Source organism: Pseudomonas sp. 1L-C-7-B-C1 (genome assembly GCF_057291635.1).
In genome coordinates this window covers 160,268-176,122 of sequence record NZ_JBXAWH010000001.1, presented here as the reverse complement: position 1 = coordinate 176,122, position 15,855 = coordinate 160,268, and the positions used below count along the sequence as shown (strand labels likewise).

Here is a 15,855-nt window from a genome sequence, read left to right as displayed (position 1 = left end):
CTGTTTCCATCCGTACCATGCGGATGGGGCCAACGCTCAGGAGTGCCCTATGAAGAGACACATCAACACCAGCAGCAATCAAACTGACCCGAGTCCCAATCAGGTTGGGTTGCTGGCTTGGTCGCTGTTAGCGCATCCACATCTCAATAACATGGTCGCCGGGGGCATCCCCGGGCAGCCAGACCCAGACAGTCCAAACGAATACCCTCAACCCGACGAAGGTGGCGTGCCGACAGTCCCGGACGAGCCGCCACCCGCGCCGGTTGCCTGATTCATGTCCCGTCGGTGCCTGGCATCGGCGGGAGCACCTCCCTCGCCATTCAAAGCGCCTCCCACACCGCTCCATCCCCCACCACATAGATCTTGCTGTTTTCAGCCCGATCGATATTCATTCCCCCCGTAAACGCCCCGAACGCTGGCAGCAGGCTTACCCGTGGCAGCACGTAGAAGCACGGCAGCCGTAATCGCTGACGTCCTCGTCCGTAGAGTCGATAAGCCGGATGCACATGTCCCGCCAGAACGTGAAAGTCTGGGTGGGGATCAGGTTCGTGCTGCAGCGCATACGGCCCCAGAAACATGGGTTCCTCGACAACGTCCATGCGCAGCTCCGGCGGCGGGTCGCCTGCACGCTTGTCGTGGTTCCCCCGAATCAAAGTGATCGCCAGGTCATGGTGTCTGTCACGCCATGCCTGAATCGCCGCCAGGGTGCCAGCCGCGTGGGATTCCGGAGCGTGCAAAAAATCCCCCAGAAAGATTAGCCGGTCGCAGTCATAGCTCGCCAGCAGAGCATCCAGGCGCTGAAGGTTGTCATCAGTGGTGCCATGGGGCACTGGCTGGCCCAACCGCCGGTAGGCAGCGGCCTTGCCGAAGTGGGCGTCGGCGATCAACAGCGCCCGCTCTGCCGGGTAATAAATCGCTTTATCTGCCAGCAACCACAATTCCGCACCTGCCAGCTGAATCGACAGATACGGCCTCACGTCATGACCTCAGGCCCGGCGGCTTTTTCGAGGTCGCTGACCATGCGCGCGATGCGGTCAGAAAGTTTTTCAGTGCTGAGGCTTTCGCGCATGCGTTCTACCAGCAGCGGGAAGGCCATCGGGGTGGGGCGTTTGATCACGTGCAAATCCAGGGTCCGGTTGTTGATGCGGCTGAGGGTCTGTTCGAGCCGGGCCACATCGAGTTCTTGCCGCAGCACTTCTTCCTGCGCCTGGGTCAGCAACAGGTTGCCTGCGTCGTACTGTTTGAACACTTCGAAAAATAAGCCGCTGGAGGCCTGCAACTGTCGGTTACTTTTGGGGGCGCCGGGGTAGCCGGAGAATACCAGCCCGGCGATGCGGGCAATTTCACGAAAACGGCGCAGCGCCAGTTCGCCGGCGTTCAGGCTGGCAATGATATCGGCCAGCAGCGCTTCTTCGGAAAACAGCTGAGTCGTCAGGCGCTCATTCCAGTCGATCGGGGTGGCGCTGAGCAGCTCGAAGCCGTAGTCGTTCACGGCGATCGAGAAGGTCAGCGGCGTGTCACGGCTCAGCCGCCACGCCAGCAGGCTCGCCAACCCCAAGTGCGCATGCCGCCCGGCGAAGGGGTAGAGAAACAAATGCCAGCCTTCCCGGGATTTAAGGACTTCCGCCAGCAGCGTGTCCTTGCGCGGCAACGCTGACCATTGCCGTTGCACTTCCAGCAGCGGGCTGACGATGTGCATCTCGGGGCTGCTGAAATCACCTCGCGCTGCCGCATCGAATTTCTCGACAACGGCGTCGGCCAGTTCGTTTGAGAGCGGCATCCGTCCGCCATTCCAGCGTGGGACGGCGGCTTTTTTGCCTGTAGCCTTTTTCACGTACGCGGTCATGTTCTCCACGCGCACCAGTTCCAGCAGACGGCCGCTGAACAGAAAGCCGTCTCCCGGTTTCAGTCGGGCGATGAAACCTTCTTCGACGCTGCCGAGGGATCCGCCTCCGCCGCCCTTGCTCCAATATTTCACGTTAATGCTGGCGTCGCTGACGATGGTGCCCACGCTCATGCGGTGGCGGCGGGCGAGGCGTGCATCAGGGACACGCCAGATACCGTCTTCGTCCGGCTCGACGCGACGATAATCCGGGTACGCGGTCAGCGACAGGCCGCCATAGCGCACGAACGCCAGCGCCCATTCCCATTCTTCGTCGGTCAGATCGCGGTAGGCCCATGCGGTGCGAACTTCGGCTAATAGCGCGTCGGGGGTAAAGCCGCCACCGAGCGCCATGCTCACCAGATGTTGTACGAGGACATCCAGGGGCTTGTGGGGTGATTCCCGGGGTTCGATCAGGCGGGCGTCGACGGCGTCGCGGGCCGCGGCAGCCTCGACCAGTTCCAGGCTATGGGTCGGCACCAGCGTGACCCGAGACGGCCGGCCTGGCGCGTGACCCGAACGTCCCGCACGCTGCATCAACCGCGCGACGCCCTTGGCCGAGCCGATCTGCAACACTCGCTCGACCGGCAGAAAATCCACGCCCAAGTCGAGGCTGGAGGTGCAGACCACGGCTTTCAAGTGGCCTTCTTTCAGCGCCCGTTCAACCCAGTCGCGGACCTCGCGGGACAGCGAGCCGTGATGCAGCGCGATCAGCCCGGCCCAGTCCGGACGGGCTTCCAGCAATGCCTGATACCAGACTTCCGACTGCGCGCGGGTATTGGTGAACAGCAGGCAACTGGAACTGCTGTCCACTTCGACCAGCACTTGAGGCAGCATGCGCAACCCCATGTGCCCGGCCCAAGGGAAGCGCTCGATGGACGGGGGCAGCAGCGTGTCGACGATCAGTTCCTTGACCACTTTGCCGTGAACGGTGGTGCCGTGATCGCCCACCAGCACCTGTTGCGCGTGCGCCTGATTGCCGAGGGTCGCGGAAAGTCCCCAGATAACCAACTCCGGATTCCATTGGCGCAGCCTGGCCAGCGCCAGTTGCAGTTGAATCCCGCGCTTGTTGCCGATCAACTCGTGCCATTCGTCGACGACCACCATCTTTAGGGTCGACATCGTCGCTTGGGCATCGGCGCGGGTCAGCAGCAACGTCAGGCTCTCTGGCGTCGTAATCAGCGCGGAGGGCAGGCGGCGGCCCTGCTTGGCGCGTTCGCTGCTGCTGGTGTCGCCGGTGCGCAGGCCGACGCTCCACGGGATCTGCAAATCCTGCAACGGACCTTCCAGCGCCCGGGCGGTGTCCGCGGCGAGGGCGCGCATGGGGGTAATCCACAGCACGCTGAGGGGCGCGGCGACGGGTTTGCGCTTGCGCGGCTTCAGCTCGGTCGATTGGGGGGCAGGCCGGGCGAACTGGTTTAGGGCGGCAAACCACACCGAGTAGGTCTTGCCCGCACCGGTGCTGGCGTGCAACAGACCCGACTCGCCCCGTGCCACGGCGGCCCAGACTTCTTTCTGGAAGGGGAAGGGTTTCCAGCCACGCTCGGCGAACCAGCGCTTGGCGAAATTGACAGCTTTTGGCATGCGCAGGCTCTGGGAGGGGTTAAGTCAGAGACCGCCGGGAGGGTGGAATAGTTTGATGGAATATCCGTTTGGATCGATCTCGCCCCGCAGATTTACAAATTGTATCGGGCATTGTGGGAGCGAGCTTGCTCGCGAATTCGGCGGGTCAGCAACAGGTAGGCTGACTGACAGAATGCCTTCGCGAGCAAGCTTGCTCCCACGGGTTATGCATGCGCGCCTTACAACGGTGAGGCATCAGGCCCGCAATTACTTCAAATTTCCGCTCAGAAACTGCTGCAAGCGCTCGCTCTTCGGGCTGCCCAGCACGTCGTCCGGGTGGCCCATTTCTTCGATCTGGCCCTGGTGCAGGAACACCACTTGATTGGCGACCTTGCGGGCGAAACCCATTTCGTGGGTCACGAGAATCATGGTCCGGCCTTCTTCGGCGAGGCCTTGAATGACCTTCAATACTTCACCCACCAGCTCAGGGTCGAGCGCCGAAGTAGGTTCGTCGAACAGCATGATTTCCGGCTCCATCGCCAGGGCGCGGGCGATGGCCACGCGCTGCTGCTGGCCGCCGGACAGAAATGCAGGGTATTGATCGGCGACGCGCGCGGGAAGCCCGACCTTGTCCAGGTATTTGCGCGCGCGGGCCTCAGCTTCGACCTTCGATACGCCCAACACCCGGCGCGGGGCCATGGTGATGTTTTCCAGCACCGTCATGTGGCTCCACAGGTTGAAATGCTGGAACACCATCGCCAGCCGCGTGCGAATCCGCTGCAGCTCGGCCGGGTCGGCAACGCGCATACCGCCGGTGTCGCTGACCATGCGCACAGGCTGGCCGTCCAGGCTCATGGCGCCGTCATTGGGTTGCTCGAGAAAATTGATGCAGCGCAGGAACGTGCTCTTGCCCGAGCCGCTGGCGCCGATCAGGCAAATCACGTCGCCGACGCTGGCCTTGAGCGACACCCCTTTGAGCACCTCGTGGTCACCGTAGCTTTTATGCAGGCCATCGATGGTCAGTTTGTACATGAAGGGCAGTCCTCAAGGAGAAAGTAAGTAGCCGCTGCGGTAGGCTTCGGTGCCGGCGACATGGGCGATGACCATGCCGGCGGTCGCCATGCGTCGCAATGAGCGGGCGTACATAAGGCCCGCGTTGGCTGTGTGGATGGGGGTCACTGTGTCGCTGATCGGGTCGATGACCTCAGCGATCAACTGCCCCGCCTCGACGTATTCGCCGGGCAGTGTGCAGAACACCAGCAGACCGCCGACCGGCGTGGCGACAGGTTCGACGCCCGCCAGCGGGGTCGCCGGGTAAATCAGTTCAGGAGGTACAACCGGCTCGCCGACAATGGCGCCGCGGTGCATCAGGTAGCTGATGATTGCCTGACAATCGCGGCTGGCCAGGGCGTGATTGACGTCCCCCTGACCGCGCAACTCCAGGGTCACGGAGAAACTGCCCAGCGGAATCGGGAAGCGTTTGGCAAAACGCTGCTGCAGTTGCCACCAGACCAGCGTGAAGCATTCGTCGAACGACTGCCCGCCGGAATCGGTTGCCAGCAGGCTCGCCTGTGCGCCGAGGTAACGCGACAGCAGCTCGACCTGGGGCCAGGCCTCAGGCGTGGTGTACAGGTGCTCGACGGATTCGAAATCACAATGCAGGTCCAGCACCACGTCGGCGTCACAGGCCAGCCGTTGCAACGTCAGGCGCTGGGACTCCAGCTGGGTGCTGCCGACGCAGTTATTCAGTGCGGCCAGCAAGGTTTTGCGAATCAGCGTGACGTTGTCTTCGGGATTATCGGTCAGCAGCGCTTCGACTTCATCGCCCACCTGCTGACCGAGGTCGACGAAGCGGCGGTTGAAGTTCTGCCCGCTCTCAAGCTCGTAACGGCCCAGCGGCATGTCCATCAGGACCTGTTCCAGGCCGACCGGGTTGGCCACCGGAACGACCACCACTTCGCCGAGCAACTGGCCGGCGTTTTCAAGCTCGGCCAGCCGTTGCTTCAAATACCAGGACACCAGCATGCCCGGCAGCTCGTCGGCGTGCAGGGACGACTGGATGTAAACCTTGCAGGCGCCGTTTTCCGGGCCGTAGTGAAAGCTGTGAATCTGCCGCGCAGTGCCGGGCACCGGGGCCAGCAGATCATGGGTCTGGTGTCGCATGCAGGGTTCCTAGTGAGTCGGGCCGAGGAAGGCCAGCCAGCGGCGTTCAGCCAGTCGGAACAGGCCCACCAGAATGAACGTGACCGTAAGATAGATCAGCGCCGCGATGCCGAACGACTGGAAGGTCAGGAAGGTGGCCGAGTTGGCATCGCGCGCGACCTTGAGGACGTCCGGCACAGTGGCGGTGAAGGCCACGGTGGTCGAGTGGAGCATCAGGATCACTTCGTTGCTGTAATAAGGCAGCGAACGGCGCAGTGCCGACGGCATGATCACATAGGCGTACAAGCGCCAGCCGGTCAGGCCGTAAGCCTTGGCCGCCTCGACTTCACCGTGGTTCATGCTGCGAATCGCACCGGCGAAGATTTCGGTGGTGTAGGCGCAGGTGTTCAGGGCGAAGGCGAGGATCGTGCAATTCATCGCGTCACGGAAGAACGCGCCGAGCATGGGCTGCTCACGCACGGCCGCGATGCTGTAAATCCCGGTGTAGCAAATCAGTAACTGGATATACAGCGGCGTTCCACGGAACAGGTAGGTGTAGAACTGCACTGGCCAGCGCACCAGCGGATTGCGCGACACGCGGGCGATGGACAGCGGAATCGACACGATAAAGCCGATGGCGATGGAGGCACTCAGCAGCCACATCGTCATGGCCAGGCCGGTGATGTTCTGGCCGTCGGTATAAAGGAAGGCGCGCCAATACTCTTGCAGTAACTCGATCATCGTTGCGCCTCCCGGCTGCCGGCGGCATAACGCCGTTCGGCCCAGCGCAGGGCGAAGTTGGACACGCTGGTGATGACCAGATAGATCAGGGCGGCGAGTACCAGGAAATAGAACAGCTGATACGTGCTTTTACCCGCGTCCTGCGCGGCCTTGACCAGATCGGCCAGACCAATGATCGACACCAGCGCGGTGGCTTTGAGCACCACTTGCCAGTTGTTGCCAATGCCGGGCAGGGCGAAGCGCATCATCTGCGGGAACACCACCAGGCGAAATCGTTGCGAACGGCTGAGGCCATAGGCCGTGGCGGCTTCGACTTGACCGCGCGGTACCGCGAGAATCGCGCCGCGGAAGGTCTCGGTGAAATACGCGCCATAGATGAAGCCCAACGTGATGACGCCGGCAGAGAAAGGGTCGATCTCGATGTAGTCCCATTCCATCGCTTCGGTGAGCGTGGTCAGCCAGGTTTGCAGGCTGTAGAAGATCAGCAGCATCAGCACCAGGTCAGGTACGCCACGGATGAGCGTGGTGTAGATCTGGGCCGGAACGCGCAGCACGGCGGCTTTCGAAAGTTTGGCACTGGCGCCCAGCAGGCCGAGCACAATGGCCAGCAGCAGCGACAGTACCGATAATTTGACGGTCATCCAGGTGCCTTGCAGCAACAGCGGGCCGAAGCCTTTCAGGCTGAGTGCCGAGAGTCCCAGGTTTTGCAGGAGAGTTTCGAACATGTGCAACCTATACAGTCAATAAAAACGCCCGTGAACTTCAGCGGCCGATTCTGGCTGAAATTCACGGGCGTCTGTTTGCTTACTTACCGCTGTACAGATTCAGATCGCCGAAGTGTTTCTTCTGGATCTCGGCGTACTTGCCGTCATCGTGCAACGCTTTGATACCCTTGTCCAAAAGCGCTTTGAGCTCCTTGTCACCTTTGGAAATGCCGATGGCTGTCTTGGCCGGCAGCAGGGGATCGTCGATTGGCTGGCTGACTTCGTAATCACCGCCCTGTGGCGATTTCAGGAAGCCCAGTTCGGCTTGCAGCATGTCTTGAACCGATGCGTCCAGACGACCCGAAACGAGGTCGGCATACACTTGGTCCTGGTTGGCATAGGCCTGGGTCTTCACGCCAGCCTTGTCCAGAATGGCCTTGGCGTAGGCTTCCTGGATGGTGCCTTGCTCGTAACCCACTGTTTTGCCTTTAAGCGACGCAGTGTCGGCACTCAGGCCGGAGCCTTTTTTGTAGACCAGCGAGGTAGGGCCGGAGAACAGTTCGTTGGAGAAGTCGATGACTTTCTCGCGAGCCGGCGTCACGGTCATGGAGGAGATCACGCCGTCGAACTTCTTGGCTTTCAGGCCTGGAATCATGCCGTCGAAATCGCTTTCGACCCACTTGCACTTGACCTTCAGTTCAGCACAGATTGCGTTGCCCAAGTCGATATCGAAGCCCACCAGGCTGCCGTCAGCAGCTTTGGATTCGAAGGGCGCGTAGGAAGGATCGACGCCGAAACGCAGCTCCTTGTACTCCTTGGCCATTGCGTTACCGGCGGCCAGACAGATGGCGAGTGCGGAAAGGGTCAGCCATGCTTTTTTCATCGTTCAGTCCTTAAAACCAAATTGAGCGTTGGGAACACGCGAAGGCTTGCTACCGGCAAAAGCCAGACCGCAAATAGACAGCAATTTCCGAACCAAACAAACGAACGCGCGTTTTAAATGTACGGAGTTGTCGCAATGATGACTCAGCGCCATCTTTTGTCTTTTTTTGAGGTCTCGCAGGCACCGGCAGAGTAGCGGTATCCCGTTGAGAGTGGGCGAAAAAGTTGCAGCCCATGAAGGGGCCAGCGTCGGTTTTTGCGGCGTGGGGGAGATTCGAAACGCTTGGCCGCGCCTGCCGTTGAGATCCCTGACGTTTCAAAGCGCCCTAACTCAGTGCATATAGGGCGGGCGATCATCAGGCCTGCGCACCGCGACGGTGCTCAAGCCAGCAGGTCCTGCAGCGTCGCCAGGCTGTCGGCTTCGGCGACGGGTTTGTCGAGGCGCCACCGCAGCATCCTCGGGAACCGGACGGCGATGCCGCTCTTGTGCCGTTTAGAGAGTGCGATGCCTTCGAAGCCCAACTCGAATACCAGGGTTGGGGTAACACTTCGGACCGGGCCGAATTTGTCGACCGTGGTCTTGCGGATGATTGCATCCACTTTGCGCATCTCTTCGTCGGTCAGCCCCGAATACGCTTTGGCGAAGGGCACCAATGTCCGTTCGCTGGATTCCGGCGGGCCGTCCCAGACCGCGAACGTGTAGTCGCTGTAGAGACTGGCGCGGCGGCCGTGACCGCGCTGGGCGTAGATCAACACGGCGTCAACGCTGAACGGGTCCATCTTCCATTTCCACCAGACGCCCATGTCCTTGGTGCGTCCAACGCCGTACAGCGAGTCTCGCGCCTTGAGCATCATCCCCTCCACGCCAAGGCTGCGGGAGGCCTCGCGCTGCCGGCCGAGGTCAAGCCAGTCAGTGCCGGTCAGTACCGGGGAGGGCATCAGCACCGGGCTTTGGGCGTCGCCGATGACCTTTTCCAGCTGCGCGCGCCGTTCGTGTTGCGGGCGGCTGCGCCAGTCGTGACCTTCCCATTCCAGCAGGTCGTACGCCAGCACGACGACCGGCACATCTTCCAGAATCTTCTTGCCCAGGGTTTTTCGGCCGATGCGCTGTTGCAGCAGGGCAAAGGGCTGCACCGACGGTGTCGCTTCGCCGGGGGTGCCGGGTGCGGGAGTGTCGAGGGCAAACTCGCCGTCCTCGCGATTCTCAGGGGTCGCGGCTTTCCAGACCACGATCTCGCCGTCGATCACCGTGCCGTCGGGCAGGCATTGGATCAGGCTGTGCAGTTCCGGGAAGCGATCCGTGACCAGTTCTTCACCTCGCGACCAGATCCACAGGCGACCTTCGCGCTTGACCACTTGGGCGCGGATGCCGTCCCACTTCCATTCCACCTGCCAGTTTTCAGCGGCGCCCAGCAGGTTCTCGAACTGATCGACGGGTTGCTGCAGCGCGTGGGCGAGGAAGAAGGGGTAGGGCTGGCCACCGCGTTGCGCGTGTTCGTCGGCCGATTCTTCGGCGATGAGCTTCAGATAGCCCTCGGCGCTGGGGCGATGGGAAAGATCGGTGTAGCCGACGAGCCGCTGGGCCACGCGCTTGCTGTCGATATCGGCCAGCGCGGCGAGGGCGCGTGTCACCAGCAGCTTCGAGACACCGACCCGGAAACTGCCGGTGATCAGCTTCAGACATACCATCAGGCTTTGTGGGTCCAGCTGTGACCAGAACGTTGGCAGGCGCTCGAGTAATTCTTCCGGAGGCAGACCACGCAGGGGCAGCAGATGATTTTCCATCCAGCTGGCCAGGCCTTCTTCGGAGCTGTGCTCGGCTTTCGGCAGCAGCAGCGACAGGGTTTCTGCCAAATCGCCGACCGCCTGGTAACTCTCCTCGAACAGCCATTCCGGCAAGCCGGACAGCAGTAATGCCTGCTCACGCAACATCCGCGTCGGCACCAGTTGCCGTGGGCGTCCGCCGGCCAGGAAGTACACCGCCCACGCGGCGTCTTCAGGTGCTGCGGTGCTGAAATAGGCTTGCATGGCCGCCAGCTTGGCGTTGCTGGAGGTGGTGGCGTCGAGGTCGGAATACAGCTCGGCGAAGGCCTTCATGAGGAGGCCTCGCCTGTCGATGCGGATTCGGATGCTGGCTCGGTCTTGGCCGCTGCGTCGTCTTCTTCATCGCCGTATTCAGTGCTGAAACCCTGGGCGTCGAGGCCGAGTTCGCGTAGATAGCGCACCAGCACCGCTACCGAGCCGTGGGTGACCATGACCCGCTCGGCGCCGGTGTTTTCGATGGCCCACAGCAAGCCCGGCCAGTCGGCGTGGTCGGAAAGGGCGAAGCCGCGATCGACGCCACGCCGACGCCGTGTGCCGCGCAGCATCATCCAGCCGCTGGCGAAGGCGTCGCTGAATTCGCCAAAGCGGCGCATCCAGGTGCTGCCGCCGGCGGAGGGCGGTGCGACGATCAGGGCGCTGCGCAAGGCGGGGTCGGTTTTTTTGAAGTCGCCGGCATAGTGGGTTTCCGGGATGCGTACGCCGGCTTCACGGTAGACGCGGTTCAGCGGTTCGACGGCACCATGGACAAGGATCGGCCCGATGGTGGGGTCGATGCCGTGGAGGATGCGTTGGGCTTTGCCGAATGAGTAGGCGAACAGGACGCTGGCTTTGCCGGCGGCGGCGTTGGCGCGCCACCATTCGTTCACGCCGGCGAAAATTTCTGCTTGGGGCTGCCATCGGTAGATCGGCAGGCCGAAGGTGGATTCGGTGATGAAGGTGTGGCAGCGCACGGGTTCGAAGGGTTCGCAGGTGCCGTCGGGTTCGACTTTATAGTCGCCTGAGGCCACCCAGACCTCGCCCTGGTATTCGAGGCGGACCTGGGCGGAGCCGAGGACGTGGCCCGCCGGGTGGAGGCTGAGTTTGACGCCATGGTGGGTGATGCTTTCGCCGTAGGCGAGGGTCTGGAGGTTGATGTCCTGGCCCAGTCGGGAGCGCAGTATGCCTTCGCCGGGCGCGGCGGCGAGGTAGTGTTCATTGCCGGTGCGGGCGTGGTCGCCGTGGGCGTGGGTGATGACGGAGCGTTCGACCGGGCGCCACGGATCGATGTAGAAATCACCGGGCGGGCAGTAGAGGCCTTCGGGGCGGGCAATGACGAGATCCATGGTTTGACCGGGTTTGGGGACTTGTCAGGTAGAGCGGTGGCGGGGCTTAGAAGTTCGGGGTTTTGAAGCAAGATCAAGATCGAGATCGAGATCAAGATCGAGATCAAGAGCGTCGGCCTAACGGCTCGACTGTTTCGCCTTCGGCGAGTTACTTGGAAAAGCACCCCAAGTAACCAAGGGTGCTTGCTCTCGGTTGGGCCCGACTTCGTCGGGTTCCTTCACTCCGGTCTCGCTCCGTGGGCCCGCCGCCATCCGCCATCCATGGCGGGGGGCGGCTCTCGCGGCATCCATGCCGCTCGGTCCACTCCGCGAGACCTGCGTTCAGCCTGCACCAAAGTCGCGATTGGTGTCGTCTGGGCTATTTGTGTTTGAAGATCAAAAGCAGATCAAAAGCTTCCCGGCTGAGGCCGGTCCCACTGACGGTACGCGGTGTGCTTTTTAGTGGGACCGGCTTCAGCCGGGAAGGGGCCGGTTTGGGCACCATCAATGTGGATGCACGCGCTGCTGTTAGTGGGACCGGCTTTAGCCGGGAAGGCGCCAGTTCAGGCGCCACTTCCTCCAAAGGCTCAACACTTGATCGTTCCCCACGCTCTGCGTCGGAATGCATCCCGGGACGCTCTGCGTCATCCCGGGTCAAGGGGCGTTTACTTCCCTGGCGTCAGTGTCAGGCGTTGTTTGCCGTAGGCTTTTTCGAAGTTTTCCGGTTGCATCGGCACGGACATGTAGAGGCCTTTCATCCAGGGTTCGATGCCGTTGGCGTTGTATGGGCTGGCCGGGTTCCCGGATTGGCCGGCGGCGTTTTGCGCCATCATCGGTTCCTGCTGGGCGAAGTCGACGATGATGCGCATGGCCGGGACGACGGCGGCGTTGAAGTCCTGACCCCAGTGGAAGCCCGAGGCGTTGAGCGTGGTGTGGTCGCCGCCGGTGGCGATCGGGCCTTTAATCACGCTTGCCTTGCTACCGCCCAGCGCTGCGGTGAGTTGGGCGCTTTGGGCGGTCCAGGTGGTCTGGTGCAGCTTGCCCCATTGCCAGGCCTTGTGATCGGCGCCCAGCTGGCTTTCGCCGATGGTGATTGCTGCGGCCAGGCTGCGGGCGAGGATGGCGGGTTTGTCTTCTTTCTGGGGCGTTTTCACGTCGTCCCAATACGGACTGTCTTCGCGGCCCAGCAGGTGGTCGGCCTGGGGCGAGTAGGACAGGTCCGCGCTTTGCACCAGCGCTTTCCAGGCAGGGCTGGTTTCAGGGCCGAGTTCGTCGAGGAAGGTCTGGCGGGCGCTTTCTTGCAGGAACAATTCGTAGACTGCCGCATCAGCCGAACCTGGCGACAGTCTGCCGTCGAACGCCATCAGGCGGTTCAACGCTTCGCGGGCTTTGTCGCGCTCTGGCGCGGGCAGGGCGTCGATGGCCTGTTTCAGCGGCGCTGACATGCCGGGCGCGGAGAACATTTTCTTCAGTTTGGCGGCGAAGGTCGTGGTCTGGTCGTATTGCATGGCGACGGTGCTGCGGGTGTCCTGCTTGCCGGCATTGGCCAGTTCGGCGATGCGTTCGGCACGCTCCGGGTAGTCCCAGGAATTGGACAGCTGCATGCCATATCCTTTCGGTACGGTGCGCTGGTTGGCAGTGGCAATCCAGCCTTGTTGCGAATCCTGATCGTACGGATGCAGCATCGCGTCGGCGTAGCCGTCCCAGTCAAATCGGCCATCCCAGCCCGGCGAAGGAATCAGGCCGAGCCCGTCACGGCGGTTCGGGTATTTTCCGGTCACTTGCCAACCGGTGTTCGAGGCATCGGCAAACACCATGTTCAGGGTGATGGCGCGGATTTCCCGGGTGGTGTCGAAAGCGCGCTGCACGTTCTGCGCCCGGGTCAGATCGAAGAGGGCGTCGAGGGTTTTGTCATCCTTGGCGTCCGGCGTCTGCAGGGCGATGCCCAGGCCGCTGGCGAGTTGCGCGGAACTCCCGTTGAGCAGTGGGCCGTGACGTGTTTCGTACGCGGGCTCGCGCACCGGGCTCTGGCCTTTGACGAAGTAGGTTTCTTCATGGGCGCCTGCCGCGACCCATTTGCCATCGGCCATCACCATCAGGCGATTGTTTTCGCGCTTGAGCTTTTCCAGGAACAGGTCCTGGTTGTCGCCCATTGCTGGTCCCATGCCCCAGGCCAGTTTGCCGTTGAAGCCGGACAAGACCAACGGCAATCCCGCAACGGTCGCGCCGGCGGCCTGGTATTTCGGCGAGCGGATCTGCACGAAATTCCACATCGACGGCAAGGTCGGCGCCAACTGGCTGTCAGTGGCCAGCAGGCTCTTGCCGGCGCGGGCGCGCTGGGGCGAGATCACCCAGTTGTTCGACGCCGAAACGCCGAGCAGATTGAGGTCGGAAAGCTGCAGCGCTGCTTTGTCCAGATCGCTCAGGCCTGGCATTTGGCTGCCCAGGTTCAGGCCTTTGAGCTTGTCGGCTTCAGCAAAGGGCAATGCTTCGTCGGGATAGGTCGGCAGCAGCCAGGCCAGCTTGTCTGCCCCGACTTTCTGCGCCAGCACCAGCGAGGAAATTTCCTCCTGCAGGTTCACCGACAGGCTGAAGTTGAGCAGGCTGAAGATCAGCGCCGAGTCTTCGGGCTTCCAGTATTCAGGCTTGTAACCTGAGTCGGCGAGGTCAGCCGGCAGTTTGTCGCGGTAGCGGAAGAGGTAGGCGTTGACGCCGCGCGCGTACACCTCGAAGAAGCGCTTTAGGCGCGGCGACGAGGCGGCATACAACTGGCCGGCGGTCTGTTTGAGGTTGGCGGCGCGCATCATGCGGTCGAGATCAAGGGCGCCCGGCCCGGCGATTTCCGACAGCCGGCCCTGGGCCAGCAAGCGCATTTGCATCATTTGAGTGATGCGGTCTGTCGCGTGAACGTACCCGAGGGTGAACAGTGCGTCATGGAATGTGCTGCTTTCAATCAGCGGCATGCCCAGATTGTTGCGGCGAATCGAGACGTTCTGCGCCAGCCCCTTAATGGCAAACACCCCGCTGGCAGGCGGCAGGCTGTCGCGGTCTTCACCGCCCAGCTGGCAACCGGCCAGGCTCAACAGTCCGATCATGGCAGCGGCCGCGCTCATGCGCGTTTTCAACGTCGAAAGGGCTGGCGAGGCCATGATGTAGCTCCTGCGGGGTTGGGCGTAGAAAAGGCGCTACGTTAGAGAGCAGGCGGGCGTCACGCAAGCAGGGGGAGGGAGTTTATTTTCGGGTTTCAGAGGGGATATCAGCGCGTCCCCCTGAACCCTGTCGACCCTGGGATTACGGCTTCGGCGGATTGATCTTGTCGGCCAGCGCATAGGCGCGCTTCACCGCGTCGCGATTGGCGACCGTCTCGAACCAACGCTTCAGGTGCGGGAAGTCATCCAGGTTCTGCTCCTGGAACGTGTGCGGCACGATCCACGGGTAGATCGCCATGTCTGCAATGCCGTAGTCATGGCCCGCAACAAAGCTGCGATCAGCCAGACGCTCGTTCAGCACGCCGTACAGGCGCGCAGTCTCGTCAACGTAGCGCTTGATCGCATAGGGAATCTTCTCTTTGGCGAACCGGTTGAAGTGGTGATTCTGACCGGCCATCGGGCCCAGGCCGCCCATTTGCCAGAACAGCCATTGCAGGGTTTCCTGGCGGCCGCGCAGGTTCTTCGCAATGAACTGACCGGTCTTCTCGGCCAGGTACAGCAGGATAGCGCCGGACTCGAACAGGTTCAGCGGTTCGCCGCCGTCAGCAGGTTCGTGGTCGACGATGGCCGGAATCTTGTTGTTGGGGGAAATCTTCAGAAAATCGGCTTCGAACTGTTCGTTCGCCCCGATGTTGACCGGGAAAATCTTGTACGGCAGGCCCGCTTCTTCGAGGAAAATCGAGACTTTGTGGCCGTTGGGGGTGGTCCAGTAGTGCAGATCGATCATTGCGCGCTCCAGGTGAAGTCATCACGACTGCCATTAAGGCTGCACCTGTTTTACGCCTTCAAACGTCCATCGCACAAATGAAAACGGCCTGAAGATTCAGGCCGTAGAAAGGGCAGGGTGCGTTACGCGCCGTGGCACTTCTTGAATTTTTTCTCGCTGCCGCAAGGGCAAGGATCGTTGCGGCCGACGTCCTTGAGCGTGTTGCGTACCGGCTCTTGAGGCGCGTGGCCGCAATGCGGGCCGTGCACATGGCCGTGGTCATGATGGTGATCGTGGTGGTCGTGATCGTGGTCACAGTCGGGACCGTGCACGTGAGCTTGCTGGTTCATGGGGTTACTCCGGAATCAAATCGCCGGGGATTATGTCGCCATTGCGCCCGATGCGCACGCTGTGTCCGAATAAAAATCCGGTCTTGAGCTTGCCTTCCAAACGGTAATGCACCGGCTGATTGGCTTTGCCGAGCACCTTGGAGATGTCCTTGAGGTGTTCCCACAGATTGGTACGGATCGGCACGGAAAAGTTTTTGTGGCTGTTGGCTTTGACGATGAACCAGTCGCTGTAGACGCCTTCGCTGAGCAGCATGTCGTTGAGCAGGATCTTGTAGCGCAGGCCGCGGACCAACAGGCTGGAGTCGTTGGGGTTGTCGACCCTGAAGCGCAGCTTGAAGTCCTGACGCAACAACTTGGCCTTGACCACCTCGACCTTCAGCAGCTTGACGTCGGGGTCTTCGAAGCCGCCGGTTATCCAGGTCGAGCAGCCTGACAGCGCAAGCAGCGCGAAGAGGCCGGCGATTCTGAGGACGTGTGCTGCAAACATCATGGGTCGCTCCCTTAAGTCCGGTCTGATAGGCCCGGTCTGACCGCCACTGCACGTGACTCGC

The 15,855-nt window shown here is 61.8% G+C and carries 14 protein-coding genes; 1 reads left to right on the top strand and 13 read right to left on the bottom strand.

All coding sequences use genetic code 11. The annotated features are described in order from the left end of the window. Positions 1–49: 49 nt before the first annotated feature. Positions 50–271, top strand: a complete 222-nt coding sequence (locus AC0Z8Z_RS00790; protein ID WP_205486936.1) for a hypothetical protein — start codon at positions 50–52, stop codon at positions 269–271. 49 nt (positions 272–320) lie between these two features. Here the strand turns inward: AC0Z8Z_RS00790 and pdeM are convergent, their stop codons facing one another. The 13 genes from pdeM to AC0Z8Z_RS00725 all read right to left on the bottom strand — a co-directional run bounded on the left by pdeM (position 321) and on the right by AC0Z8Z_RS00725 (position 15,794). Next, positions 321–977: a ligase-associated DNA damage response endonuclease PdeM gene (pdeM, locus tag AC0Z8Z_RS00785; RefSeq protein ID WP_485617408.1), complete on the bottom strand. Its 657-nt coding sequence runs from the start codon at positions 975–977 to the stop codon at positions 321–323. Further along, entirely contained in the window at positions 974–3,466 is a 2,493-nt protein-coding gene (locus tag AC0Z8Z_RS00780) for a ligase-associated DNA damage response DEXH box helicase (protein ID WP_485617407.1), read from the bottom strand. The genes pdeM and AC0Z8Z_RS00780 overlap by 4 nt, the downstream gene beginning before the upstream one ends. 246 nt (positions 3,467–3,712) lie before the next feature. Beyond that, entirely contained in the window at positions 3,713–4,477 is a 765-nt protein-coding gene (locus AC0Z8Z_RS00775; protein WP_065992575.1) for an ABC transporter ATP-binding protein, read from the bottom strand. Between the two features lie 12 nt (positions 4,478–4,489). Further along, on the bottom strand, positions 4,490–5,608 hold the full coding sequence (locus AC0Z8Z_RS00770) for a succinylglutamate desuccinylase/aspartoacylase family protein (RefSeq protein WP_485617404.1): 1,119 nt from the start codon (positions 5,606–5,608) through the stop codon (positions 4,490–4,492). Between the two features lie 9 nt (positions 5,609–5,617). Further along, complete coding sequence (locus tag AC0Z8Z_RS00765; RefSeq protein ID WP_172609419.1) at positions 5,618–6,328, bottom strand: ABC transporter permease; 711 nt, start codon at positions 6,326–6,328, stop codon at positions 5,618–5,620. Then, a complete protein-coding gene (locus tag AC0Z8Z_RS00760; protein ID WP_122622325.1) occupies positions 6,325–7,053 on the bottom strand; it encodes an ABC transporter permease in 729 nt (242 codons plus the stop codon). Before AC0Z8Z_RS00760 ends, AC0Z8Z_RS00765 begins: the two co-directional genes overlap by 4 nt. A gap of 79 nt (positions 7,054–7,132) precedes the next feature. Next, positions 7,133–7,915: a transporter substrate-binding domain-containing protein gene (locus AC0Z8Z_RS00755; protein WP_122536122.1), complete on the bottom strand. Its 783-nt coding sequence runs from the start codon at positions 7,913–7,915 to the stop codon at positions 7,133–7,135. Positions 7,916–8,295: 380 nt separating this feature from the next. Then, positions 8,296–10,011 carry an ATP-dependent DNA ligase gene (locus tag AC0Z8Z_RS00750; protein ID WP_485617401.1) on the bottom strand — a complete coding sequence of 572 codons (1,716 nt, stop codon included), beginning with the start codon at positions 10,009–10,011 and terminating at the stop codon, positions 8,296–8,298. Continuing rightward, positions 10,008–11,060 (bottom strand): ligase-associated DNA damage response exonuclease, encoded by a 1,053-nt coding sequence (locus AC0Z8Z_RS00745; protein WP_485617399.1) that lies wholly within the window; start codon positions 11,058–11,060, stop codon positions 10,008–10,010. Before AC0Z8Z_RS00745 ends, AC0Z8Z_RS00750 begins: the two co-directional genes overlap by 4 nt. 644 nt (positions 11,061–11,704) lie before the next feature. Then, positions 11,705–14,188, bottom strand: coding sequence for a penicillin acylase family protein (locus AC0Z8Z_RS00740; protein ID WP_485617398.1), 2,484 nt, complete (start codon positions 14,186–14,188; stop codon positions 11,705–11,707). 142 nt (positions 14,189–14,330) lie between these two features. Further along, on the bottom strand, positions 14,331–14,975 hold the full coding sequence (locus AC0Z8Z_RS00735) for a glutathione binding-like protein (protein WP_485617396.1): 645 nt from the start codon (positions 14,973–14,975) through the stop codon (positions 14,331–14,333). A gap of 122 nt (positions 14,976–15,097) precedes the next feature. Further along, the gene (locus AC0Z8Z_RS00730; protein ID WP_065992586.1) at positions 15,098–15,304 is read right to left on the bottom strand and encodes an SEC-C metal-binding domain-containing protein; all 207 of its coding nucleotides are present in this window, start codon (positions 15,302–15,304) and stop codon (positions 15,098–15,100) included. 4 nt (positions 15,305–15,308) lie between these two features. Continuing rightward, positions 15,309–15,794: an LEA/WHy family protein gene (locus AC0Z8Z_RS00725; RefSeq protein WP_065992587.1), complete on the bottom strand. Its 486-nt coding sequence runs from the start codon at positions 15,792–15,794 to the stop codon at positions 15,309–15,311. Positions 15,795–15,855 lie beyond the last annotated feature (61 nt).